The following is a 22,087-nucleotide window of genomic DNA, read 5'->3' on the forward strand; positions in this document are numbered from 1 at the left end:
GTGCCGCCAGCACCCCCAGCGGAACCCCCACCGCTACCGAGAGGATCACCGCGGTCGCGGCCAAGGCCAGATGCCGCCACAGTTCTTCCGTAAACTCCTCGCGCCAGGAGGCCAGCTCCACTAGCGGGCCCAGCCGGTCGAAGGCCCCTAGCCCGACCAGAAGGCCCAGCGCAAGGGGTAAGGGAGCCAGCGAGAGGAGCCCGCCCCGGCGATAGGCCGCGAAATACCCCACGTAGAAGGCCAGGATGGTCAACCAGAACCCCGCAGCAGGGGAGGCCCGGGCGCTATCGGGCTGGGCTTGCAGGTAGTGCTGAGCCATCCCACCGGCCAACAGGCCCCAGGCCAGCACCGCCAACCCCAGCAACAGGCCCTGGAGATGGCCTCGAGCCCACCCGACCAGCCCCCACAGCAAAACCAGAGCGCAGGGCCAGAGCGAATTCCACTCCCAGAGGGTGCGAAGAATCCCCCCAGCAATCCGATTGGGTTTGATCTCGAGCCAGGGCAACCCCACCGCCACCAGGCCCAATCCAGCCGCCAGCAAAGCGATGGGCTCGAGGCTTCGCCCAGATCGGCCCTGCTGCGCGGCAGGGAGGGGGTTGGAGCCTGGAAGCATGGTCTACTTCAGGAACCCCTTGGATTTCAAGTAGGCCTGGGCCACATCGCGGGGGTTTTTCCCATCTACTGCGATCTGGGCGTTGAGGCGGGAGAGGGTGGCCTCGTCGAGGGTCTTAAACACGGGGTCAATCAGCTTCTCCAGTTCGGGGTACCGGTCGGCCACACTCTTGCGCACGATGATGGCGGGCTGGTAGACCGCAACCGCCCCCTTGGGATCTGTGAGGGCCACCAATCCCAGCGCAGCGATCCCCCCATCGGTGCCGTAGGCCATTGCCGCATTGACCCCGTTGGTGCCCTTGGCCGCGGCCTGTTCGGTCTGGGTGGTGTTGCCGCCCGGTAAAACAAGGAGCTGGTCAGGCCGGAGGCTAAAGCCGTACACCCGGGAGAAAGCCTTGAAGGCGTCCTCACGGTCGAGGAATTCCTGGCTGGCCGCCAGCTTGATGGGCTTCCCCGCATTCACGTACCTGGCCAGATCCGCCAGGGTTTTGAGTCCTTCCTTATCTGCCAAGGCCTTGGGCACCGCGATGGCCCAGGTGTTGTTGGCCGGAGCCGGCTGAAACCACACCACGTTGTTCTTGAGCTCCACCTCCCTCACTTTGGCGTAGAGCTTGGCCGGGTCGTTGGTCTCAAACTTGACGTCTTTGTACTCGGGGAAGTACGCGGCGGTACCCGTGTACTCTGGATACAGGTCAATCTCGCCGGAGAGCAAGGCCTTGCGCACCACATCGGTGGTGCCGGTGGAGGAGCGATCGTTGACCTTGAAGCCATTGGCCTCGAGCACCAGCCGCACCATCTGGGAGAGCAGGGCTCCTTCGGTATCAATTTTGGAGCCGATGGTGATCGGGCCTTTCTGAGCCAAACCCAGCCCCAGGATTAGCGTGAGCAGGAGTGCAACTCTACCTTTCATCTCTCCTCCTTTGGGTCCAACCTCTGCACCATAGCACCTTGCAACGGGGGATTTCGTCAGGAAGATTACTGAAAAGTCTAACCATATTAGCGAATTATGCCCACAGCAAATCGGGCGGCTGGGCGAGGGGACTGGAACCCCCGTGGATCCACTGAACCCGCACCCAGGCAGCCTTGCGGCTATTGCGGGGTAAAAAAGAAGGCCAGGGCCAGAAGGGCATACACCCCCAGCAGCAAAAAGCCCTCGAGCCAGTTGGTCTCGCCGTCCCGCACCACCGCATTGGTCGCGATGATGCTGGCGAAGAGCGCCCCCAGCTCGAGGGGGTTGCGCAGCACCAAGTCCAGCGGCTTTCCTATGAGCCAGCCCAAGAGCACCAGCAGCGGCACCACCAGCAGCGCAATCTGCAGGGAGCTGCCAATGGTGATCTGCACGCTCAGATCCATCTTGTTCTTGAGCGCAAAACTCACCGCAGCGAAGTGCTCGGCGGCATTGCCCACCAGCGGGATCAAGATGATGCCCACGAAGAACTCCGAGAGGTGCAGGGTCGCAGTAGCAGCCTCGAGGCTGCCCACCAGCAGCTCAGCCATCACCGCTACCCCCACGGTGGCCAACGCCAGAACCCCCACCGCTACCGGTAGGCTCCACTGGGCCTCCTCGGCGTGCTCCTCCCCTTTAGCCCCCACCAGGTCGCGGTGGGTGCGCAGCGAAAAGTAAATGTTGGCCAAGTAGACCAGGATCAGCACGATCGCAGCAGCGTGGCTGAAGGAAAGGTTGGGCAGTCGGGGGTCCACCCGGAAATAGCTGCGTTCGGCCAGGTCAAAGAGGGCCGGCAGGAGCAGTGCCAGCAGCGAAAGGGTGAGGAGCGAGGCCATGATGTTGGCGGCCTGGACATTGAAGCGCTGCGAGCTGAAGCGCAGCCCCCCCAGGAAGATTGACAACCCCAACACCAGCAGCAAGTTGGAGAGGATCGAACCGGTGATGCTGGCCTTTACCACCTCGGTTTTACCGGCAGCAAGGGCGATCCCGGCAATGATCAGCTCCGCCGCGTTACCGAAGGTGGCATTTAGGAGCCCGCCCACCGTGCTTCCAGCCCGCGCGGCCAGCTCCTCGGTGGCCCGGCCCATCCAGCTCGCCAGGGGCAGCAAGGCCAGGGCCGAGGCCAGAAACACCCAAACCCCCGGCGCATGGAGTGCCTCGAGGGCAAACGCCACCGGGACAAAGGCCAGCAGGGCATAGTTCAACATGCAAAGGATTCTATGCGGGGAAGCAGGGTTTCGGCCAAGTTCCCCGCATCCCCTCTCCTCGGCCAGCGGTCAAGCCTAACCAAGCCTACGGGGCTCCTCCTCTGGCAGGGGGTCAAGGTCGGTGGGGAAAGCGTAGTAGAGCTTGAGTGGGGCGGTGTGGATGACCTTGAGGGCCTCGCCACACTCCGGACACTCGAGTTCCTGCCCTAGGGTGGGGTGGGGAACCTCGATCAGCGCCTCACAGACCGGGCATTTGGCAACTTCCAAGCCTTCCATAGCGGCCTCCTTCCTGAGGAGAATCAGGATTGGGGGATGTGCCCCTACCCACGGATGGCCTACCAACCTCGAGCGGGAAGCACCCTTACCTCCTCTGATCGGCCCTCGATGCTCCATGCCTTTAGCCGGAGCCCCTTCAATCGTATACCCCTTGAGCGCGATTGCGGTAAATGCTGGGTTAGACGCCTGGGCAGCCCGCAAAGCCCAGGGAGACCTCCCTGTGCGGGGCGAGCGAATCTGGCCTACACCCTGTTCCTCAGCAGGCAGAGGGGGCATAGTAATCGAGGGCGTATGTTCGACCGAATTGCACGAACCGTCACGCGTTACCCTCTTAGCGTCCTCTTGGCCTGGCTGGTTTTAGCGGTGGGGGCGCTCCCGTTAGCCCGAATGGCCCCGGCCCACCTCGCAGCCAATGCCAGCAGCGTCAAGAACAGTGAGGCTCAGCAGGTCGCCGAGATCTACCAGCGGGAGTTCGGCCAGACCTTTACCGACCGCACCGTATTGGTGAGCGAGTCGGCCATCCCTGCCCGCGACCCCCGCTTTCTCGAGGTCTACAACCGGCTTGTGGCCCAGCTCGAAGCCATTCCAGGGGTTTTGGGGGTGGTGCGTTTTGACACCCCAGGGCCGCTCGAGGGGGTAGGCCAGGGGGGCCGGGTGACCGCCACCCTGCTCGAGACCCGGCTCGAGGGAGGGGAGGCCATCGTTGGGCAGATACGCCGTGCCGCCCAGGCAGCCCAGACCCCGCTGGTTCACTTTTACGTCACCGGGGCTACCGCAGTAACCGCAGATTTCCTGCGCCTGCTCGAGGCCGATGTGCGCCGCAGCGAGTTGATCGCGCTACCCCTCACCGCAGTGGTGCTGGTAGGGGCTTTCGGGGCTTTGGTTGCCGCGGCTTTACCGCTGGTGGTGGGGCTGATGGCCATCACCGTGAGCTTGGCCAGCCTGTACCTGCTCACCCTGCTGGGCCCGGTCAGCAGCTTCGCCCAGACCGTCATCACCATGCTCTGCCTGGGAGCGGGAATTGATTACGCCCTGATGAACGTGGCCCGCTTCCGCGAGGAGCTGGCCAAGGGGCTCTCGGCCCCGGCGGCAGCGGCCCAGACTGTGCGCACCGCAGGCCGGGCGGTGGCCTTTAGTGGGCTGGTGGTGGCCCTAGCCATGGGCGCGATGCTGGTTCCCGACCTGGCTTTCATTCGCTCGATGGGGATTGGGGGGGTGATGGCCATCCTGACCACCGTGCTGGCCGCCCTCACCCTCTTACCCGCCTTGCTGGCCCTGCTGGGGGAGCGAATCAACAGGCCGCACTGGTTCGCCTTTCGCCTCACCACGGGAGGGGCCCATCCCTTTTGGGAGCGTTGGGCTACCCTGGTGATGGGCCGTCCCTGGGTTTTCACCGTGGGGGTGACGGGAATCTTGCTCCTGTTGGCTTGGCCGGCTTGGTCTATGAAGCTCGGCTACACCGGGGCCTTTGGGTTGGGGCCTGGGGTTGAGTCGCGAAAGGGCCTCGAGCTGATCCAGCAAATGGGGTTGGGTGGGGCCAGCGACGCCTTCGAGGTGCTGCTTGACCTGGGCCACGAAGGCTTCACGGCAGAGAACCGCGCCCGGTGGCGGGGGCTCGAGGAAACCCTCTCGTCCTGGCCCGAGGTGCGGCTGGTGGTCTCGCCCTTCCTGGCGGCCCGCCTGCCGAGTTCGGGGAGCCTGGGCGATCTCGCTGCCCTAAGCGCACAGTACCTCAGCCAAAACCGCCGCTACCTGCGCCTTACGGTGATCCCCAAGGACGCCCTGCGGGCCCCCGAGATCCCAGGCTGGGTGGAGCGGCTGCGCGCCGCCGCCCAGGCCGCCGGGTTCAAGCGGGTGCTCATTGGTGGGGCCCCGGTGGGGTCTTGGGAGTTTACCGAGGCTCTGGTCTCCGCCATGCCGGTTGCCATTGGGACGGTGTTTGCGGCAACCTTCGTGCTGCTGGCGATTGCCTTTCGCAGCCTGGTGATCCCGCTCAAATCCCTGGTCATGAACACCCTCTCGGTAGGGGCAGCCTACGGCCTGATCACCCTGGTGTTCCAACAGGGCTTCGGGGCCCGGTTGATCGGAGCCCCAACCGACGTAGGGTACATAGACTCCTCGCTGCCCCTGCTGATGTTTGCCATCATCTTCGGGCTCAGTATGGATTACGAGATCTTTCTGCTCTCGCGCATCCAGGAGGGACACCTGGCAGGGTTGAACACGTTCCAAAGCGTAAAGGCAGCCCTCTCCCGCACCGCGGGGGTTATCACCAGCGCAGCGTTGATCATGATTCTGGTCTTTTCGGCCTTCATCTCCGGGCAGGTAGTGGCCAACAAAACCATTGGGCTGGGGCTGGCCACCGCGGTGTTGCTCGACGCCACCCTGATCCGCCTGGTCCTGGTTCCGGCGGTGATGGTGCTGGCCGGGGAATGGAACTGGTGGCTCCCGGCCCCCTTGCAGCGTCTGATGCCCAGGGTGCGGCTCGAGCCCTAGCGGAGATCCCTCAGGGCCATCTGGGCGGGCAGACCCAGCTCCGCCAAGGCGGCTCGGATCGAGGCCGCATCGATTCCGGCCTCGGCGTGCATTCGCGCGATCGAGCCGTGGTCGTAGAACACATCTTGCAGCCCCAGCACCCGCACCTCGGCCTGGAGGCCCAGCCCACTGAGGCTCTCGAGCACCGCGCTGCCAAATCCCCCCATCCTCTGATGGTCTTCTACCGTAACCAGCTTGTACCCCCCCTGGGCTAGCTGAGCCAGCATCTCCTGGTCCAGCGGCTTGAGGAAGCGGGCGTTGATCACCCCTACCTCGGGGTTATCAAGGGCGGCCTCGAGGGCATACTTGAGGGTTTTGCCAAAGGAGAGGATATACGCCTTGCGGCCCTCTTTGAGAATTTCCCAGCGGCCCCACTCGATGGAAGGCCAGGTTCCCTCGGGAACTTTCTCCACGCTGTCTCGAGGATAACGAAGGGCGATGGGAGCCTGGAGCTCGAGGGCCTTCTTAAGCATGGCCCGCAGCTCGTAGGCGTCCTTGGGGGCCGCAATTTGCAGGTTGGGGACGGTGCGCAAGTAGGCAATGTCGAAGACCCCATTGTGGGTCGCCCCGTCCCCCCCCACGATCCCCGCCCGATCCACCGCAAACACCACCGGAACCTTCTCGATGGCGATATCGTGGATGATCTGGTCGTAGGCCCGCTGCATGAAGGTGGAGTAAATGGCCAGCACCGGCTTGAGCCCGCGCAGCCCCATTCCCGCCGCCACGGTGGCGGCCACATCTTCGGCGATGCCAGTGTCCAGGTAGCGTTCGGGGTGGGTCTGGGAATACCGAACCAGGCCCGAACCCTCGCGCATGGCGGGGGTGATCACAAAGATCTTGGGGTCTGAGCTGGCCAGTTCGGTGATGGCATCGCCGAAGGCTGCCGACCAACTGTAGCCCTTGGAGACCTTCTCCGGTTTATCCGGGTTGAAGCCCGGAGGGCCGTGCCAGTAGATGGGGTCTTCCTCGGCCACCCCGTAGCCCTTGCCCTTCTGGGTCACGATGTGCAGCAGGGTGGGGCCATCGAGTTCCTTGATCTGCTCGAGGATGTGAATCAGCCCCGGCAGGTCGTGCCCGTCCACCGGCCCCACATAGCGAATCCCCCAGGCGTAGAAGGGGTTTTCCTGGTGCAGCATCAGCTTGGCGGCCTCTTTGGCCCGATCCACCAGGTTGAAGAGCTTGGGAGAGATGCCCTCCAGCACCTGCTTGCCCCATTTCTGGGTGTCCTGTACCCATTTTCTGGTCTGGTACTCCTTGAAGTAGCGGTTGAGGGCCCCCACATTTTCCGAGATGCTCATCTCGTTGTCGTTGAGGATGGTGAGCAGCTTGCGCTTTTGCCCACCGATCACGTTCATCGCCGCCAGGGCCATCCCACCGGTAAAGGCCCCATCTCCAATCACCGCAACCACGTGGTAATCCTGACCCAAGGTATCCCGAGCGATGGCCATGCCCAGCGCATTGGCCAGCGAGGTAGAGGCATGGCCCACCGTGATGGCATCGTGTTCGCTCTCCGAGACCTTAGTGAAGCCGGAGATGCCCCCCTCTTGGCGAATGGTATGGAACACCTCTTTGCGTCCGGTGAGGATCTTGTGGGCATAGGCCTGATGCCCCACATCGAAGAGAATGCGATCTCGAGGGGAATCAAAGACCCGGTGCAGGGCCACGATCAACTCCACCGCCCCCAACGACGAGGCCAGGTGTCCGCCGTTTTGCGCGCAGACCCGGATAATCTCACTGCGCAGCTCGCCCACCAGCTCGAGCAACTCCGATTGGGTAAGGGTTTTGAGGTCTTGGGGTGAGTTCACCGTATCAAGAATCACTCGCTCCTCCTCTAGGCATCCGTGCCGGGTTATCCCGCATACCCCTGACTGTAGAGGTTTTAACTGGGGTCATATTACACCCAGGTGACAAACTCTACCCCGACCGGGTTCTGGTACTCGAGTTTTCCTCATTTGGGGAGGGCTTTGGGGCTATTTGAAGTTGCGGTCTACCAGCAACAGCCCCTCCTGGGTGCGTACCTCGCCCACCCCAGGCACGAACCAGATCTCATAGGTCTGGGGATCGCCCTTGGAGGGTTTGAGGTTTAAAGCGATGCGCCAAACCTGAAAATCCCCGGCCGGCACGCTCACATTGGAACGGCCCACCACCTGATAGGTGTACTCGAGGCTCCCCGAGGCCAGCGGGGTGATCTTGCCCCCCACCACGATCTGGCTGTCCACCTGGGTCACCCCACCCCAGCGGGCCCCTATCGCAAAAGCGCTGGGTGCGGGGTATTCCTGCATGGGCGGGGTAAAGCGCACCACGCTGTTGGTGATGGCCTCCTCGAACCCCAAGAGCTGCACTCCGGCGTTGCTGATCACCCGGTAGTAGTAGCGCTCCTGGCCCCGTCCACTGAAGCGGAAGCGCAGGGCCGGCTGGCCATTGAAGGTCGAAGGCCCTAACACCGAGACCCGATACGGTGGGTCGGTGGGGGCTGCGCCTTGGGGTTGATACACCCAGTCCAGCCCCACCGCAGCCGGATAGAACCCCACCGGACCTGTGTACAGCGGGTTGGTTGGGGCAGGGGTGCTGGTCTGAGGGGCACAGGCCGCCAGCAGCGAGCCCAGGACAGCGAAGAGGAGATAGCGTTTCATTCCCCGCTAGTTTACCCGAGCCGGATTAATCCGGATGTAAAACCTCGCCCAGCTCCAGGCGCAGGGTGGGAAACTCCATCAGCGCGGGGGGCTCGTGCAAACCCAGCAACATCTCCGCCCCCAGGCGTTCCAAAAATGCGGTACCACGCTCGAGTTGATCGGCCAGCGCGTTTCGGCGGGCCTCGAGGTGGGTCCGGGTGGAGGCATCCAAACCGGGCTTCGCCAGGAAACGCTCGGTCTCCAGGAGCAGCGGGAACAGCCTGGCCAAGTCCTGCCCATACCCCCGGACTTGCTTCCAGGTCTGGTGGAGTTCGGGAAAGCGCCGCTCCTGCCGGCGAATCTCGCCCAGCGCCGTCATTAACCGGGTTTCGGCTGCGGAGGGCTGGGGGCGCACCAGCACGGCCAGCCCCAGGCCTATCGCCAGCAGGATCAGCACCACGTCCAGTAGCGCCAGCATCCCCCTACCTCCGCCCTGCATCCCCAATCCGCAACAATCCCTCCATCTTGACCCCAAAACGATTGTAGGATCTACCCCTTGGCTTTGGAGGTGAGGAGATGACGATTGAAAGCAAACCCAAAGCCAACGCTCGAGGCCACCGGCATGGGGGTCTTCTGCGAACGGGCGATGATGCTGCCAAAAGACCCTTTCTGGGCCGAATGCCTCCTCAGGGCCCTGGAGGCAGCCCCATCTGTGAAGGGCGCGATAAAGGCTTAGCCGGGGCTCGAGCAGTCTGGGGGTTTCAATTAAGGCGTAAAGCCCTACTTTACCCATACCCCGTAACGACAGCTGTGGCTCGAGCTACATATTTTTTGAATTAACGCTCAAATATCACCGGTTAAGAGGAGGAAGGCTTCTATACTCCTCCTAGGTAAAACAGGGATTTGGATTCCATCGAGAAAATCCGAAGCTTGCAGCACCTGGGGGAACACCGTGAGTTTATTTGGAAACCTATCGGACTTACCGTTTGTGGAAGTGGTTGCACTCCTGAGCCGAAAGTCTGGAGCTCTAGAAATCAGCTTGGGGCCCTTTCGCTCCCATTACCAGCTCTATGTGGCCGATGGCAGCTTACGGGGAATGGTCCGAGATCATTCCCCCGTTGAGGATGCCCTGCAAGCCCGCGAGGAAATCGTCAAGCTGTTCGTTGCCCAAAGCGGTAGCTTCGAGTTTACCAAACTTTCGCCGGAATCTCTGGTGGGAAACCTCGACCTGCCTTTGCAGCGCATTTTGCTCAGTATCTCCACCATGCACGACGAAATAGGGGCTTTTCGTGAGCATTTTGCCGATCCCCGCACGCAATTCCGCGCCACCCAGGCCTTAGAAGAATCGCTTGACCCCACCCTAAGCGACTTTTGGCAGCGCAGCCATAAGTACTTCAGCGACCTACCTTCAGGGATAAGCGCCCAGCAATTGTCTTCGCTTTTGCGAATCAGCCTCGAGCAAGCCCAGCTTTATCTCTATAAGCTGCGGGCGGCAGGGTTGGTAGCCCCCATTCGGGCTGTAGAGCAACCCCCCAAAAATCACCAACCCTTAGCCCCCTCCATCCCGGCTTCCGCTCCCGTTGCGGTTGGGGTGGCCCAGCCATCCCCCAAGTCCAAGCCCCGTTCCGATGGCCTCATCCCCCGCCTACTGCAAGCGCTCAAAGGGAAGATTTTATGAACCCGCTATACGATCCAATTGCATCCTTTGGTACAGGCCCTAAGCCCCTCAAGCTGGTGGTAGCCGGGCCGGTGGGAGCGGGTAAAACCAGCTTCGTGCGCAGCCTTTCTGAAACCGAGGTGGTGGGCACTGATGAACTGGCCACAGAAGACATTGGCAAAACCTTTACCACCGTAGCAATGGACTTTGGCACTTTGGTGCTGGACGGCCAGCCGATTTTTCTCTTCGGAACCCCGGGCCAAGATCGTTTCGATTTCATGTGGGAGGTGCTATGCGAGGGGGCTTTGGGCCTGGTGCTGCTGGTAGCGGGCGATAAACCCTCCGAGTTTTCCCAGGCCCGCCGCATCCTCGAGTTCATCACCAGCCGCATTTCGGTCCCCTTCATCGTTGGGGTAACCCGTCAAGACCTACCCAAGGTTTGGAGTTCTGAAGACGTGGCCGAATATTTCGGCCTCCCTACCGCTCAAGTAGTTAGCCTAAACGCTACCCGCTCCACCAGCAGCATCTTCACCCTTATCCACCTGTTGGAGTTGGTGGGAGCGTATCAACTTTCCGAAAGCTTCGTGTCTTCCGACGCGGGCCTTGCCGAACCCCAAAACGGGTTCGGCCAGCAATAAAAAGTGAAGGAGAAAAACATGAGCAAGCAAGAAACCCTTTACCAAGCCATCAATCAGTTACGTGCTTCCATTCCCGAACTGCGCGGGGCCATCGTGGCCTCTTCCGACGGGCTGGCCATTGCCCACTCGCTATCCAACGGTGAAGACCCCAATCGAGTGGCCGCTATGGCCGCTACTGCACTGGGTTTGGGCAAGCGAATCAGCGAGAGCCTCAACGCCGGTTCGCTTACCGAAACCAGCGTTTCCGGCACCAACGCCCAAATTTATCTGTATGCCGCCGGGCAGAAGGGCGTGCTGGCTATAGTAGCCCCTGCAGGAGCCAATATCGGCCTGATCCATATGGAGGCCCGTGAAACCGCCAAAGCCGTAGCCAGCATCCTATAGGCCCCCCTCCCAGACCTTTCTCGGCCAAGGAATTTAACCCCACCTCTGGACTTTGGGATTCATCTGCCGCAAAACCAAAGCGGTTAATAAGGAACCTTATGAAAAACTTCATCTCCACTGCCCAATCCAACCCCACCCTGCTCTCTGAGGCCGCATCCCTAGCGGATACCTATTGGCAGAGCTTCCAGCGCGATACCAAAGCAGGCCGTGCTTTTACCGAGGCTGGCCCCAAGGTCATTCTTCCCGCCCGCGTGTTGGCGATTAATCTGTTCAACACCCTCGATGAAACCCTGGGGGCTATGGTCTCCAATTTAGTGCTGTACGGTATTGGGAAATCCTGGGGCAGCTTTAATGCCGACCACTTCAAGGAATGGGCAGCCCGCCACAAGCTCGAAGGGGGAGCATTGCGCTACGGCGCCCTATTTTTCCCCACTCAGGTGGGCCTGGCTCCGCGCTTTGACCTGGTGGAGCTCGAGCATGAAGGCGTCTCCACCCTGGTGGTGCGGGTTAATAACAGCGTGCTCAGCGAGATACGCCATAAAAACGGCCTGGATACCGAACCCGCACACTGGTTGATCAGCGGTTGGTTGGCAGGCTGCATGGGCACCGAGCTTGGAATTGCCCTCGAGGGGCGGGCAATCCCCAACAGCGGGGAAACCACCTACCACGTTTTGCTGGCTCCTGCTGAAAAAATTGGGCAGATCAATTTAGGGGATGAAATATGGCTCAAGGCCTTTGATCTGCACCCATCAATCTCTGTCCAGATGTAAGTTGCCCCAACGGGGGTTATATCCCTACCAACCTACCAAACGAAAACGCCCCCTTCGGGGGGCGTTGGGCGGTTGGGGTATTAGCCCTGGGAGCCGCTCGAGCCGCTTGGAGCGTTCCCACCCTCCATCCCAAGCTGCTTCTTCAGCCGGGCCAGGTCATCGTCCACGCCCTTATCCAGGTTGAGGGCCTCGAGCTGCTTGTCAATATCGTCTTTATCCATCTGGGAGAGCGCAGCGTGCTTGTCCTCCATGGCCTGGATACGCTGCTCCATCTCCTGAAAGGCCCCCACCGCCGGATTGGCGTCAAACTTGGAGTCCATCCGGCGCACCGCCTCCGCCGCCTGCACTCCCTTTTGCCGGGCTACCAGCAAGGCCTGCTTGCTCTCAGCTTCCTGAATCTTGCCCTCCAGGGCCTTGAGCTGGGTGGTGAGCTGGTCCACGATGGCCTGTTGCTGGGTCACCTGCTGATTAAAGCCATCGGCGAGGCTCTGGGCCTGGGCTTTGCGCTTGAGGGCTTCCCGGGCCAGGTCCTCCTTCCCTGCCTTGAGGGCTTCGGTCGCCTTTTCCTCCCAGGCCGAAACCTGGTCGGCATAGCTTTGCTGGTCCCGCTTGAGCTTGGCCAGTTGGGCCATCGCCTCGGCCACTTCCATACGGGCATCCCGCAGGGCGGAGCGCATATCCTCCAGGGCCTGGGCGATGATTTTTTCGGGATCTTCGGCCCGCTTGATCAAATCGTTGAGGTTGGCCCGAATCAAGCGCGAAAGACGGTCAAGAATACCCATGTTAAGCCTCCTATCAAGACCTCAGTGTAGCGCATCCGGAATCTGCGCGGTCCTAGGTAGGGCACCATTTCCGGCATGAGGGCTATTGAGCCACCGTTGGCTTACCGGTTCGGATGGGCTTCATTCCCATTCCAAGAAAATATGCTAGCAGCTAGCGCAGATTTTGTAAAATAAGTAGCTCAAATTGGGAGGGTCTGTGAAGGGCGCGATAAGATCGGTCTATGACCGTCCTACCCGCCCCAGCCGAACTGCGCGAGGCCATTCAAAACCATGTGTTGGACGCGCTGCCCTCCCCCGAAAGGGCTCCTCGAGCCGAGCTGGCCGAATACGCCCGACTGCTGCGGGATTATCCCCAGCGTGGGGGTAAGACCCTGCGGGGGATGCTGTTGTGCTACAGCGGTCTGGCCTACGGGGCCGAGCTCGAGCGGTTGCTGCCGGTGGCGGCGGCGCTCGAGCTGTTCCAGCACTGGGCCCTCATCCACGATGATATCGAGGATGGCTCCGACGAGCGGCGGGGTAAACCCGCCCTGCACAAGCTCTACAGCCTGCCCCTGGCCCTGAACGCGGGGGATGCGCTGCATGCCCGGATGTGGGGGGTGCTGGTGGAGGCCAGGGTTTCCTATGCGGTGCTGGAGGAGTTTACCCGGCTGGTGGATCGAACCGCCGAGGGGCAGCACCTGGAAATGACCTGGATGGAAGGGCAGCGCTTTGACCTAACCCCTGCGGATTACCTCGAGATGGTTGGGCAAAAAGCCGCGTACTACACCGCGGTGGCTCCGCTGCGCCTGGGGGCGCTGGTGGCCGGGGTTGAGCCCCCCAAGGTGTTGGAAGAGGCCGGGATGAAGCTGGGGATAGGGTTCCAAATCGTAGATGACCGGCTCAACCTCAGCGGAGACCCGGCCAAATACGGCAAGGAGATCGCGGGGGACCTCTGGGAGGGCAAGCGCACCCTGATCCTGCTGCACTTTTTGCAGAATGCCGCCCCAGCCGAGCGGTCACGGGCCGAGGCCTTGCTCAGAAAGCCCAGGGAACACAAGCCTGAGAGCGAGGTTCGCTGGCTGCACGGGCGCATCCTGGCCTCCGGAGCGCTGGACTATGCCCAGCAGGTTGCCGAGCAGTTGTTGGAGCAGGGGATGACCACGCTGAGACCCGCCTTGATGGGGCTTCCCAACCCGGCCCCGGCCCAGGGGGTGCTCGAGCTGTTGCAACAGCTGGTGCGGCGCGAGGCCTAGCCCTCGTACACCCTCGGGCGCAAGCGCCCCTCTACCGGAGCCATGGGCCAGTCGGGGTCTAGGGTGAGGTTCTCGAGCCCGGACTCGGTGAGCAAAAAGGTGTCCTCGACCTTACCGCCGGGCAGCGAAGGGTTCCAGGCCAGGGCCATCCCCACCTCGAGGCGGGTTCCCTCTCCCGGCACCGCCAGGACCTCTCTGGGCCGATACCCCGTGAGCCCCCCCTGGTGGTGATTCTCAAATTCCTCGGCCTGGCCAAGCTCGGCATAAGCCGCCTGAGCGGTCTGCAGCACCTCCCCCAAGGTCGCCCCAGGCCGAGAAGCCTCCAGGATGGCTGCCTCGACCTGGCATACCGCCTGGTTGAGGGAGGCCGCCTGGGGATGCCCAAAGCTGCGCAGCCGGGTCACACTGGCGATCAGCCCCTGCCTGCGCCCGCAGACCACCGCCATGAACAGCCGCCCCAGTGGGCGCGGCTTGGGAACCGGGTGGCGATAGCGGAACACCCGCTCCTCCCCCGCCACCAACAGCACCAGGGGCTGGATGCCTTTGGCCCAAAGCTCCTCGGAGACCGCGGCAGCCAGGTCGGTCTCGCTCCAGGTGGGGTCAGCAAAGCGCACGCTCTCGCCCAAAGCCACAGCGGTATCGCGCCCTAAAAGGCGGTAGCGTGCCTGCTCCTCTGGGCTCAGCACCAAGCGCAGGGCCGTGAGGTCGTAGTGGGTATCGCTGGGGCCTTGGGGCAAGGGCTTGTACCAGGGATAGGTCACGACTTCCACCCCGGCCAGCTCCTCTTCGCCCAGCCGGGTGGCCTCAATCCTCGAGCTGTGCAACCGTACCGCATCAAAGGTGACCTCCAGGGCTGCTCCTACCGGGCGAAACGCCACCACGGTGTTTTCTCCGCCGCCGCTGAGCCAGGCAAAGTTTTCCGGCTGGGAAACAAAGAGCCGCTCGAGAGAGCGCTCCGCCATCCAGGCACGAAGCCGAGTTAAGCCTGTAAGGTTCATAACTTAGCCTAACACTATCTGATTCCAGATTTGAAGAAGTGGTAAAAACACCTTTCTCAAGCCTCTCGCAGGGCCTGAGCGGTCTCCTCGGGCAAGGCGTCCATAGCAAAGGTGCCCGCCGCAATCTCGGTCCCGGCCAGGTATTTGAGCTTGTCCGCCGTGCGCAGGGCCGGATAGAACTCCACATGAAAATGGAAGTGGGCCTCCTCGCCCTTGGGGGCCGCGTGCAGGGCCATGATATAGGGCATCGGGCGGGCGAAGAGCCGGTCGTACTTCGCCACCACTTCGCCCAGAACTTTGCCAAAGCTGGCGAACTCAGCGTCGTTGAAGGTCCAGGGGCCAGGATGGAAGCGCTTGGGGTAAACGAGCACCTCGTAGGGGTAGCGGGCAAAGGGTGGAACGATGGCGAGGGTGTACTCGTCCTGGCAGACCACGTAGGGTGCAGCGTCGTTCAGCAGCGAGACCAGCACCGGGCCCTCGCGGAAGCTCTGGACCTCCTTCTCTATGACCGGCGGAACAAAGGGATAGGCGTAAATCTGTCCGTGAGGGTGGTGCAGCGTAACCCCTATGGCCTCGCCCCGGTTCTCGAAGGGCATCACGAAGCGCACTTCATCTCGGGACAGTAACTCGCGGTAGCGATCAGCCCAAACCCGTACCAGCAGCTCGCGGCGTTCTTGCGAGAGCGTGGCCAGGCTCCCGGTCTGTTCGGGGGTGTAGACCACCACCTCGCAGTCGCCCTTGGCGGGAGCCACCGGCACCGGGATATTCTCAGGTGCAGGGCCGGGGTGCGGGGTGAGCGAGGGGAAGCGGTTGGGGAAGACCGCGATCTCAAAAGTCTCGAAGGGGATCTCGGTAGGGAAGCCGCCCGGTTTGGTGGGCGAGAGCGGATCATACTCGGGCGGGGGGAGAAAGGTCCGGTTTTGCCGGTGGGCTGCATACACCACCCACTCCCGTCTTAAGGGGTGCCAGCGCATGTGGGGGTGGGGGGTGGGGGCCGGCTCCATCTCCTCCAGCGGAGGTAGGGTGTGGGGTTCATTGCCGTATAAAAACATCACCCGGCCATCGGCTTTTTTGAACATGCGCTTGTGCATCTTGGCGCTCCCTTGCTTTCGCTAGCTTATCAAAACTTTCGCAAGCTTATGTAGAGACCCGAAACCACCAGCCCAGACCTGAGAACGAGAACGGCTGATTTAAGTGGGGGTTGTCATCTTTCGAGTTCCGCGATAGGCGCCTTTGGTTCCCCCCATGATCCTTAGTAAATCTCTAGGGTGGGCTCGAGCGTGGCCCCCACCGGCACCCCTTAGCTCTCCCAGATGCTCAGGCCGTGCGGCGGGACCATACGGCCCCCCAACACGAAGCGGGCCTGCGGGGAGGCCGGAGCTTGCTGCTCGTGTGGGCCATAGTTGAAGGCGAAGGTCAGGTGGCCCCGCCGCCGTAGCCTCAAGCCCTCGGAAAGCGAGAAAGTTTGCAGGCCTTGGCGGTTGGCCAGGTGGCCCAGATAGGCCCGGAGAAAAGCCACCGTGGGCCAGAAAGCCAGGTAGTGCAGGTTATCGTGCTGCCACAGAGCCCCTCGGCCATCGTCGAACTTGGCGACGGGCGCGAGATCGGACTCGACCCACTCCTTCCACACCGAAGAAGTGTAGTGCTGCCCATTCCACTCGAGGGCGAAGTTCACCCCTGGGCAGAGCGATTCGACCCGGGTTACCCGGATGGGCAGCCATTCGGCCAGCTTGCCGGGGGGGAGGTTTGGAGGGATACCCATGGATTCGGTCTTAGAGCCCGTACGTGGCCCGAAGACTAGCTGGGCCTGGGTATTGTGCAAAGCCCGGATCGTGGCCTCGTGCAGGATCGGGGAGCAGGGGACTACCCCGAGCCGGTACCCCTCGAGGCTCCCCCCTGGCTTCACGAAGTCCACATCCAGGCCAAGAGAGCGCAGGGCCTGATAGAAGTTCCAGACCAGGTCGCGGTAGGTGAACTCGCGGCCCTGCGGCTGGATGCGCGTTACCCAATCGGCCTCGTAGTCGAAGACCAGCGCCACCGGAGCTTGTTGGGTAGGGGGCAGCTCGAGCCCTTCCAGCTCCCGCGCGACCTGCTGGGCTTCCCAGTAGCCCACGTCGGGTTGGAAGTCGGGGCGGTTGAGCCCGGCATGCATCTGTTCCTGGGCCTGGGGGAATTGCCGCCAGCGGAAATAGCTCACCACTTCGGCTCCGTGGGCCAGCGCTTCCCAGGTCCATAGCCGCACCATGCCGGGGGCAGGAGAAGGGTTATGGGCTGCCCAGTTCACCGGCCCCGGCTGCTGTTCCATCACCCACCAGCGCGGCTTCACCCCGCGGTAGAGGTCGTGGTGAAAGGCCGGGATGTCGGGGTGGCCGGTGCGGGCGTAGCGGAGCTTTTCCTCTTCGGAGACCGGTAAAACGTCCATGTCGGTAAAGCCCAGCGGGTAGCTGTCCCAGCTGGCTACATCGAGGTCCTCTGCTACTTTGAAGTGGTCGAAGTCGGGGGTATAGCTCATGAAGTTATGGGTGATAAACCGCCCCGGCGAATACTGGCGGATGATTTCGACCTGTAGCTTGTTGTAAGCCGCCACCTGATCCGAGCTGAAGCGGTAGAAGTCGAGCCAGTGCGCCGGGTTAGCCTCGGTGACGGTGAGGTTGGGTAGGTCAATCTCCTCGAAGGTGCGGTACTCCATGCTCCAGAAGACGTTGCCCCAGGCTGCATTCAGCGCTTCGATCGAGCCGTATTTAGCCCTCAGCCACTCGCGGAAGGCCAACAAATCCTCTGGGCCATAGCTGCGGGTGGTGTCGTGGCAGCCGTACTCGTTATCGGTCTGCCAGCCTGCTACGTGGGGGTTTTGTCCGAAGCGTTGGGCCACTGCCGTAACGATACGGCGGGTTTCGCGCCGGTAGGTCGGGCTGCTGAAGGTATAGTGTCGCCTCGAGCCAAAACCCCGCACCCGCCCTTGGCGGTCATACGCCAGGATATCGGGGTGCTGATCGATCAGCCATTTGGGCGGGGTGGGGGTGGGGGTTCCGAGGACGATCTTGAGGCCTTCTTGGCCCAGGGTCTCGATGGCGGCCTCGAGCCACTCAAACTCGAAGCGCCCCGGCTCGGGCTCGAGGCGGCTCCAGGCAAACTCTCCGATGCGCACATAGGTCAAGCCACATTCACGCATCCGCCGGGCATCTTCGGCCCAGCGCTCGCGGGGCCAGTGTTCGGGGTAGTAGCAGACTCCAAGCATAAGGTTTCCCACACAACCTCGGGGATTAAGCGTCGAGATAAGCCGCGGGCCCCAGGGCTAGCCCTTGGTGGCTCCTACCGTCAGGCCATCAATAAAGTAGCGTTGCAGCGCAAAAAACACGATCAAGGTGGGCACCGTAGCGATCAAGCTGCCGGCCACCATCAGAGGCCAGTCGCTGATGTACTGCCCCCGCAGATTGGCCAAGCCGGTGGTGATGGGCTTGAGCTGGTCGCTTTGCAACAGCACGATCGCCCACAGGTAATCGTTGAAGATCCAGGTAAATTCCAACGTGGCTAGAGCGGCCAGACCCGGCAAGAGCAGCGGCAGGGCAATTCGGCGGAAGATGATCCACTCATTGGCCCCGTCAATCAGCGCGCTCTCGAAGAGCGAGAAGGGAATGGTCTTCATGAAGTTGCGCAGCACAAACGTACAGAAGGCCAGTTGGAAGGCCGAATGGAAGAGGATCAGGGCCCATAAAGTGTCATAGATATGCAGCTTGTTGGCCAAAAAGAATACAGGCAGCAAGAGCACCTGAAAGGGCAGCATCAGCCCCGCCACAAACATCAAGTAGATCGGGGTGGAAAGCCGGAAGCGAAAGCGCACCAGCCCGTAGGCGCACATCGAGGAGAAAAGGATGGCGATGGCCAGGGCCGGAAGGGTAATCTCAAAGCTGTTGAGCAGGTATCGGCTCACCCCGGCCTGGTTCCAGGCCCGGACAAAATTATTGAGGGTGAGTTCTTGGGGAATGCTCCAGAACCCCCGGGTGTTGAGGTCATCGAAGGTGCGGAAGCTGGTGATGATGGCCCCCACAAAGGGAATCAGCCACAGCAGCGCAAACACCCACACAACCCCCAAAACCCAGGGATTGGGCCCCTTGCGCACCTTGCGAACACGGAGCTGGGGTTGAGCGGTAGCGGTAGCACTCATGCGGTCCTCTCTTCCTGGCTCATCACCTGGCGCAGGTAGATCACCGAGAAGACAAAGGTGATCAGGAACAAGATCACCGCGATGGCCGCGCCAAAGCCCTGGCGGTAGTCGTGGAAGCTGGCCTTGACCATGTAGTTGGCCAGCACCTCCGAGGTGTTGAATGGGCCCCCATTGGTCATCACGTTGACCAGATCAAAGCTGCGCAGGCTGTCCACGATGGAGATCACAATCACTATCGTGGTAACCGGGGCCAGCATGGGAAGAATCATGTAGCGGAAGAGGTTGAACCCCTCAGCCCCATCCACCTTGGCGGCCTCGAGCACCTCTGAATCCAGGGTTTTGAGCCCAGCCAGGTACAGCACCATCACATATCCCACCTGGCGCCAGACCGCCGCTGCAATCACTGAGATCAGAGATAGGTTGGGGTCTCCCAACCAGCCGATGCTGCGGGCCGATTCAGGATCCACGTTGAAGCCGATGAAGTGCACGAAACGCAGGATTTCGTAGATCACCGTATTGAGCAAACCCTGTTGGGGATGGTAAATCCAGCCCCAGACCATCGCCGTCACCACCGGAGCCAACACCAGGGGCAGATAAAAGGCAATTTTGAGAAATCGGTCAAAGCGTACCCCTTGATTGAGCACCAGCGCCAAGGCCAACCCCGCACTGGTGGGCACGGTGATGAACACCAGGATCCAGATCAGGTTATGGATCAGGGCTTGCTTTAGAACCTCTCCCCCACCCCCCGGCCGCCAATCGAACAGCTCTTTGAAATTGGCCCAACCGATCCACTGTGGGGGCGAGAGGCCGTCGTAGTTGGTAAAAGCCAGGGTAAAGGTGCGGATGGTCGGGTAGACCACCCATAGGCTGTACAGGGCTAACGGAATGCCCAAAAACAGCAGCAACCAGAAAAATTGGCCGAGGTTTCGATTGAGCTGTTTAGCCCTGCTGGGGGTAATGCGTGTGGGTGCGGGCTGCACACCGCCCTCCTCTCTTGAGCCAGAGGCCCCCCGAGGGGCTCTCGAGGGGACCTCGTAGGCACAATAGGCTTATTGGCTGAAGATGCGCTTACGGGCGGTCTCGAGGTCGGCCAGAATCGAGTCCACCTGATTGGGTTGCGACAAGAAGCGCACAAAGCCGTCCATACCGATCCGGGCCATCTCCGGCACGGTATCGCGGTCGTAGAACTGCATGATCAGATCCGCCTGATCCAGGATAGCGATGCCCTTCTGGACATACGGCTTGTCCTTGAAGAGGGTCTTCACATCCACATCATTGCGCACCGGCAAGCGGCCAAGGTCCTGGGCCGCCATCTCGGCCACTTCCTTAGAACCCAAGAAGCTCATGAAGGCCTTGGCATTGGCCACATTTTTGGCCTTGGCCGGGATGAAGTAACCATCGGTGGGGGCTTCCTCGCCAATGGGCACCTTGGGATCAATGATGGGGAAGCGGAAGAAGTCCAGCTCCGCTGCGGCCCGATCCGCCGGGTACTGGTCGCGGATGAAATCGCCCATCAGGTACATGGCGGCCTTACCCTGAATCATCAGGTTGGCTGCATCCTGCCAGGTGTAAGAAGCGGGGTTCTCGAGCAGGTACTTGTTGTTGACTAGCTGGGCCCAGTAGGTGAAGACCTTCTTCACCCGGGGATCGGTATAGGGAATCTTCCCGTCGGTGAGGTCTTTGTGGAACTCCGGACCGTTGACCCGCATGTCCAGGAAGTCAAACCATCCGCCTTGGGGCCAGGTCTCCTTGGCCGCGTTGGCAATGGGGATATATCCGGCGTCCTTGAGCTTCTTGGAAACCGCCAGGAACTCATCCCAGGTCTTGGGCTCCTTGAGGCCCAGCTTGGCAAAGATGTCCTTGCGGTAGTAAACCGCCCACCAGTAGTAGCTCACAGGCAGGAAAACATACTTGCCGCTGCTGTCTTTGGAAAGGGCTTGGAAGCCTTTGGGAACCACCTTTTCCCAGTTGTTGCTCTTCCACACATCGGTGATGTCCATGGCCAGGTCCCGGCTGCTGAAGGCCCGCATGCGGTTGCCCGCGAACCAGGTCAGCACATCGGGGGGGTTATTGGAGGCCAGATAAGTGCGGATGGAGGTGTCCTGGAAGGTCTCGTGGTCTACGGTATTGAACTCCATCTGGATGCCGGGATACTTCTTTTTGAAGGCATCCACCACCTTGGTGTCGAAGGCCCGCGGCTTGGGATCGGATTGGTTGGAGTTGTAGATCAATGGGCCACTGAGATTACTCTGGCTCAACCCAACCAGCATAAATGCGCCCAAAGCGGCAAACAGCCACACCTTTCTTCTCATCGACTTCCTCCAATCGGATGAACCGGTTTCAGCCTTACGGGCAGATCCAGACCAGCGTCGGCCTTATGCGGGAGCTAAGAGATGGCGTTGCGGATTCTGCTCGGCTTCGACTGTGGGGTCAGTCTACTGCGCGTTATCCAAACTTGTCAACGGTTGTGAAGTCTTTCGTTTTTCTCAGACCGCAACCACCTCGAGGCCGCCCTGGCGGATCCGCTCGAGATCGGTGGCAGGGGCTTTGTGGTCGGTAACCAAAAGGGTAGCCCGCTCCAGCGGAGCAATGCGGGCCGCCGCCACCTGCATCAGCTTGGAGTGATCGGCCAGCACAATGGCCTCCCGGGCCGCCTCCAGCATGGCCCGTTTGATCTCGGCCTCTTGCAGGTTGGTGTTGGTAAAGCCTTTTTTGGGGTGTACCCCGTTGCAGCCTAAGAACACCTTGTCGGCGTTAATATCCTTGAGCAACAGCCCACCGTAGGGGTTGACCAGCGAATGTTGCAGAGGGCGAAGGGTTCCGCCGGTCACGATCACGCTCACGCCGGGATGGGACTCGAGCAGCAGAGCGATGTTGAGGGCGTTGGTCACCACCACCACGTTGCGCAGGCTAGGGGAAAAGGCTTTGGCCATCTCCGTGGTGGTTCCCCCCACGTCCAAAATGATGGTTTCACCGTCTTGAACCAGGCCTGCGGCGTAATTGCCGATGCGGGTTTTTTCCTTGGAGAAAACCTGGCGGCTTTCTTCAAGGGGGAGTTCAAAGCGCTTGACCTCTGGCGGTACCGCTCCCCCGCGGGTGCGGCGCAGCAGGCCCTTAGACTCCAGGTATTCAAGGTCAGCCCGCACCGTGACCGCCGAAACCCCGAAGCGGCTGGCCAGCTTTCCTACATGAACCTGCCCCTCGCGCCTGAGCAGCTCGGTGATTTCTAAGTGGCGAAATGTGGCCTCGAGGGAGGGCATAGCGAAAGCATACGA

The 22,087-nt window shown here is 61.4% G+C and carries 20 protein-coding genes and 1 pseudogene; 6 read left to right on the top strand and 15 right to left on the bottom strand.

Going from position 1 to position 22,087, the window contains the following annotated elements:
- From Mgrana_RS06410 to Mgrana_RS06425, 4 genes and pseudogenes are all read right to left on the bottom strand, one after another.
- A pseudogene (locus Mgrana_RS06410) lies at window positions 1-613 on the bottom strand (ABC transporter permease); the annotation flags it as partial.
- A gap of 3 nt (window positions 614-616) precedes the next feature.
- A complete protein-coding gene (locus Mgrana_RS06415) occupies window positions 617-1,522 on the bottom strand; it encodes an ABC transporter substrate-binding protein (RefSeq protein ID WP_119356781.1) in 906 nt (301 codons plus the stop codon).
- Between the two features lie 179 nt (window positions 1,523-1,701).
- On the bottom strand, window positions 1,702-2,766 hold the full coding sequence (gene cax, locus Mgrana_RS06420; protein ID WP_119356782.1) for a calcium/proton exchanger: 1,065 nt from the start codon (window positions 2,764-2,766) through the stop codon (window positions 1,702-1,704).
- 75 nt (window positions 2,767-2,841) lie between these two features.
- Complete coding sequence (locus Mgrana_RS06425; protein WP_119356783.1) at window positions 2,842-3,042, bottom strand: hypothetical protein; 201 nt, start codon at window positions 3,040-3,042, stop codon at window positions 2,842-2,844.
- Window positions 3,043-3,333: 291 nt separating this feature from the next.
- On the opposite strand from Mgrana_RS06425, the gene Mgrana_RS06430 reads away from it, so the two are divergent.
- A complete protein-coding gene (locus Mgrana_RS06430; protein WP_119356784.1) occupies window positions 3,334-5,535 on the top strand; it encodes an MMPL family transporter in 2,202 nt (733 codons plus the stop codon).
- Here Mgrana_RS06430 and dxs read toward each other — a convergent pair.
- From dxs to Mgrana_RS06445, 3 genes are all read right to left on the bottom strand, one after another.
- Window positions 5,532-7,394 (bottom strand): 1-deoxy-D-xylulose-5-phosphate synthase, encoded by a 1,863-nt coding sequence (dxs, locus tag Mgrana_RS06435; protein ID WP_119356785.1) that lies wholly within the window; start codon window positions 7,392-7,394, stop codon window positions 5,532-5,534. The two genes, Mgrana_RS06430 and dxs, sit on opposite strands and share 4 nt — an antisense overlap.
- Window positions 7,395-7,544: 150 nt before the next feature.
- Window positions 7,545-8,207, bottom strand: coding sequence for a hypothetical protein (locus tag Mgrana_RS06440; RefSeq protein ID WP_119356786.1), 663 nt, complete (start codon window positions 8,205-8,207; stop codon window positions 7,545-7,547).
- A gap of 25 nt (window positions 8,208-8,232) precedes the next feature.
- Window positions 8,233-8,664, bottom strand: coding sequence for a hypothetical protein (locus tag Mgrana_RS06445; protein WP_119356787.1), 432 nt, complete (start codon window positions 8,662-8,664; stop codon window positions 8,233-8,235).
- A 474-nt stretch (window positions 8,665-9,138) separates the two neighbouring features.
- On the opposite strand from Mgrana_RS06445, the gene Mgrana_RS06450 reads away from it, so the two are divergent.
- The 4 genes from Mgrana_RS06450 (at window position 9,139) to Mgrana_RS06465 (ending at window position 11,635) form a co-directional block, all read left to right on the top strand.
- The gene (locus Mgrana_RS06450; protein WP_170146414.1) at window positions 9,139-9,864 is read left to right on the top strand and encodes a DUF4388 domain-containing protein; all 726 of its coding nucleotides are present in this window, start codon (window positions 9,139-9,141) and stop codon (window positions 9,862-9,864) included.
- Window positions 9,861-10,481 (top strand): GTP-binding protein, encoded by a 621-nt coding sequence (locus Mgrana_RS06455; RefSeq protein ID WP_119356789.1) that lies wholly within the window; start codon window positions 9,861-9,863, stop codon window positions 10,479-10,481. The genes Mgrana_RS06450 and Mgrana_RS06455 overlap by 4 nt, the downstream gene beginning before the upstream one ends.
- 18 nt (window positions 10,482-10,499) lie before the next feature.
- Entirely contained in the window at window positions 10,500-10,865 is a 366-nt protein-coding gene (locus tag Mgrana_RS06460) for a roadblock/LC7 domain-containing protein (protein WP_119356790.1), read from the top strand.
- Window positions 10,866-10,963: 98 nt separating this feature from the next.
- Window positions 10,964-11,635, top strand: coding sequence for a hypothetical protein (locus tag Mgrana_RS06465; RefSeq protein WP_119356791.1), 672 nt, complete (start codon window positions 10,964-10,966; stop codon window positions 11,633-11,635).
- Window positions 11,636-11,715: 80 nt separating this feature from the next.
- On the opposite strand, the gene Mgrana_RS06470 is transcribed toward Mgrana_RS06465, so the two are convergent.
- A complete protein-coding gene (locus tag Mgrana_RS06470) occupies window positions 11,716-12,417 on the bottom strand; it encodes a PspA/IM30 family protein (protein ID WP_119356792.1) in 702 nt (233 codons plus the stop codon).
- A gap of 221 nt (window positions 12,418-12,638) precedes the next feature.
- Between Mgrana_RS06470 and Mgrana_RS06475 the strand changes: the two genes are divergently transcribed.
- Window positions 12,639-13,649, top strand: a complete 1,011-nt coding sequence (locus Mgrana_RS06475; protein ID WP_119356793.1) for a polyprenyl synthetase family protein — start codon at window positions 12,639-12,641, stop codon at window positions 13,647-13,649.
- Here Mgrana_RS06475 and Mgrana_RS06480 read toward each other — a convergent pair.
- The 7 genes from Mgrana_RS06480 to Mgrana_RS06510 all read right to left on the bottom strand — a co-directional run bounded on the left by Mgrana_RS06480 (window position 13,646) and on the right by Mgrana_RS06510 (window position 22,072).
- The gene (locus tag Mgrana_RS06480; protein WP_119356794.1) at window positions 13,646-14,647 is read right to left on the bottom strand and encodes a M24 family metallopeptidase; all 1,002 of its coding nucleotides are present in this window, start codon (window positions 14,645-14,647) and stop codon (window positions 13,646-13,648) included. The genes Mgrana_RS06475 and Mgrana_RS06480 overlap by 4 nt on opposite strands.
- Before the next feature lie 56 nt (window positions 14,648-14,703).
- Window positions 14,704-15,738 carry a galactose-1-phosphate uridylyltransferase gene (galT, locus tag Mgrana_RS06485; RefSeq protein WP_119356795.1) on the bottom strand — a complete coding sequence of 345 codons (1,035 nt, stop codon included), beginning with the start codon at window positions 15,736-15,738 and terminating at the stop codon, window positions 14,704-14,706.
- A 209-nt stretch (window positions 15,739-15,947) separates the two neighbouring features.
- Entirely contained in the window at window positions 15,948-17,885 is a 1,938-nt protein-coding gene (locus Mgrana_RS06490; RefSeq protein ID WP_119356796.1) for a beta-galactosidase, read from the bottom strand.
- A gap of 57 nt (window positions 17,886-17,942) precedes the next feature.
- Window positions 17,943-18,812 (bottom strand): carbohydrate ABC transporter permease, encoded by an 870-nt coding sequence (locus tag Mgrana_RS06495; RefSeq protein WP_119356797.1) that lies wholly within the window; start codon window positions 18,810-18,812, stop codon window positions 17,943-17,945.
- Entirely contained in the window at window positions 18,809-19,792 is a 984-nt protein-coding gene (locus Mgrana_RS06500; RefSeq protein WP_240631269.1) for a carbohydrate ABC transporter permease, read from the bottom strand. Before Mgrana_RS06500 ends, Mgrana_RS06495 begins: the two co-directional genes overlap by 4 nt.
- A 69-nt stretch (window positions 19,793-19,861) precedes the next feature.
- Window positions 19,862-21,124 (bottom strand): ABC transporter substrate-binding protein, encoded by a 1,263-nt coding sequence (locus tag Mgrana_RS06505; protein WP_119356798.1) that lies wholly within the window; start codon window positions 21,122-21,124, stop codon window positions 19,862-19,864.
- 174 nt (window positions 21,125-21,298) lie between these two features.
- The gene (locus Mgrana_RS06510) at window positions 21,299-22,072 is read right to left on the bottom strand and encodes a DeoR/GlpR family DNA-binding transcription regulator (RefSeq protein ID WP_119356799.1); all 774 of its coding nucleotides are present in this window, start codon (window positions 22,070-22,072) and stop codon (window positions 21,299-21,301) included.
- Window positions 22,073-22,087 lie beyond the last annotated feature (15 nt).

It is taken from the genome of Meiothermus granaticius NBRC 107808, assembly GCF_003574355.1.
GTDB lineage: Bacteria > Deinococcota > Deinococci > Deinococcales > Thermaceae > Meiothermus > Meiothermus granaticius.

What these genes read in the sequence shown, in the direction of transcription:
- Mgrana_RS06440 (WP_119356786.1), bottom strand. Translation starts at nt 8,207, where the DNA reads ATGAAACGCTATCTCCTCTTCGCTGTCCTGGGCTCGCTGCTGGCGGCC.
- Mgrana_RS06460 (WP_119356790.1), top strand. Translation starts at nt 10,500, where the DNA reads ATGAGCAAGCAAGAAACCCTTTACCAAGCCATCAATCAGTTACGTGCT.
- Mgrana_RS06475 (WP_119356793.1), top strand. Translation starts at nt 12,639, where the DNA reads ATGACCGTCCTACCCGCCCCAGCCGAACTGCGCGAGGCCATTCAAAAC.
- Mgrana_RS06470 (WP_119356792.1), bottom strand. Translation starts at nt 12,417, where the DNA reads ATGGGTATTCTTGACCGTCTTTCGCGCTTGATTCGGGCCAACCTCAAC.
- Mgrana_RS06510 (WP_119356799.1), bottom strand. Translation starts at nt 22,072, where the DNA reads ATGCCCTCCCTCGAGGCCACATTTCGCCACTTAGAAATCACCGAGCTG.
- Mgrana_RS06455 (WP_119356789.1), top strand. Translation starts at nt 9,861, where the DNA reads ATGAACCCGCTATACGATCCAATTGCATCCTTTGGTACAGGCCCTAAG.
- Mgrana_RS06495 (WP_119356797.1), bottom strand. Translation starts at nt 18,812, where the DNA reads ATGAGTGCTACCGCTACCGCTCAACCCCAGCTCCGTGTTCGCAAGGTG.
- Mgrana_RS06490 (WP_119356796.1), bottom strand. Translation starts at nt 17,885, where the DNA reads ATGCTTGGAGTCTGCTACTACCCCGAACACTGGCCCCGCGAGCGCTGG.
- Mgrana_RS06480 (WP_119356794.1), bottom strand. Translation starts at nt 14,647, where the DNA reads ATGAACCTTACAGGCTTAACTCGGCTTCGTGCCTGGATGGCGGAGCGC.
- Mgrana_RS06430 (WP_119356784.1), top strand. Translation starts at nt 3,334, where the DNA reads ATGTTCGACCGAATTGCACGAACCGTCACGCGTTACCCTCTTAGCGTC.
- Mgrana_RS06505 (WP_119356798.1), bottom strand. Translation starts at nt 21,124, where the DNA reads ATGAGAAGAAAGGTGTGGCTGTTTGCCGCTTTGGGCGCATTTATGCTG.
- galT (WP_119356795.1), bottom strand. Translation starts at nt 15,738, where the DNA reads ATGCACAAGCGCATGTTCAAAAAAGCCGATGGCCGGGTGATGTTTTTA.
- cax (WP_119356782.1), bottom strand. Translation starts at nt 2,766, where the DNA reads ATGTTGAACTATGCCCTGCTGGCCTTTGTCCCGGTGGCGTTTGCCCTC.
- Mgrana_RS06425 (WP_119356783.1), bottom strand. Translation starts at nt 3,042, where the DNA reads ATGGAAGGCTTGGAAGTTGCCAAATGCCCGGTCTGTGAGGCGCTGATC.
- Mgrana_RS06465 (WP_119356791.1), top strand. Translation starts at nt 10,964, where the DNA reads ATGAAAAACTTCATCTCCACTGCCCAATCCAACCCCACCCTGCTCTCT.
- Mgrana_RS06415 (WP_119356781.1), bottom strand. Translation starts at nt 1,522, where the DNA reads ATGAAAGGTAGAGTTGCACTCCTGCTCACGCTAATCCTGGGGCTGGGT.
- Mgrana_RS06445 (WP_119356787.1), bottom strand. Translation starts at nt 8,664, where the DNA reads ATGCTGGCGCTACTGGACGTGGTGCTGATCCTGCTGGCGATAGGCCTG.